Raw genomic sequence first — 943 nt, 5'->3', positions numbered from 1 at the left:
TTTAGGCAAATCGCTGTAGTGTGAACGGCGCAATATTCACCGATGTTGGCTTGTCTGCAACGAGCTCAGAGATTAGGTCTGCAGTGATCGCCGCTTGAGTCAATCCCAAGTGCTGATGACCAAATGCCAGTAATACCTTGCCATTAAAACACTGGTCGATTACCGGCAACGAGTCGATTGTTGAAGGTCGATTTCCCATCCACTGTTCCTGCTGTTTTAACGGATTTAAACCGGACTCAAACATCGCGTTCCCCTGCTGATACAACATCTCTGCGCGCTTCATGTTTGGTGGCGATTTCACATCGGCATACTCGACCGTTCCCGCCAAACGTAAGCCTTCAGACATGGGCGTCATAATGAACTTTCTGTCCGCAGAACTGATAGGAAACGGCAATGACTCACGCTTGTCATTCATCATGAGATGGTAGCCTCGCTCAGCTTGTATCGGGACATTCACACCGGTTAACTGGCGAACCAAAGCTTTAGAATGAACACCCGCTGCGACCACAATTTTGTCAAAAGACATTCGCTGAGTATTGACCAAGACATCGCCGTTTTTACTTACTGCGTATACTTCTTCATGGACAAGTGAACCTCCGAGTTTTTCAAATGCATTACTTAGCTCAACGCAGAGTGCATAAGGGTTTATTGTATGTCCTGTTTCTGGAAAAAAGACGACAAACCGAACCTTTCTGCTGAGTTCAGGAAGCCGACGTCGGATGTCGTTTTGCGTCCAAAACTCGTACCGAACACCTTGTTCCGCTAACGCATCAAGCGTACTTTGATAACCTTCAAACAAGCTTTCGCTTTCAAACGTCAGCAGTGAACCATCCATCTTAATCAGCCCACTTTTTCCGATCGAATCTAATAACAGATTCCAACGCTGAACGGCTCGCGTGTTAAGGCTTGTTATCGCCTGCGTGGAAGCTTTTGCCGCTGAAGG

The 943-nt window shown here is 47.1% G+C and carries 1 protein-coding gene; it reads right to left on the bottom strand.

Translation table 11 applies throughout. The annotated features are described in order from the left end of the window. Position 1: 1 nt before the first annotated feature. On the bottom strand, positions 2 to 943 hold a 942-nt coding region (locus R7O13_RS24930), incomplete at its 5' end, for an FAD-dependent oxidoreductase (RefSeq protein ID WP_318304951.1).

The sequence above is a fragment of the Vibrio sp. Y176 genome (assembly GCF_033438945.1).
This window is presented reverse-complemented; position numbering and strand designations above follow the sequence as displayed.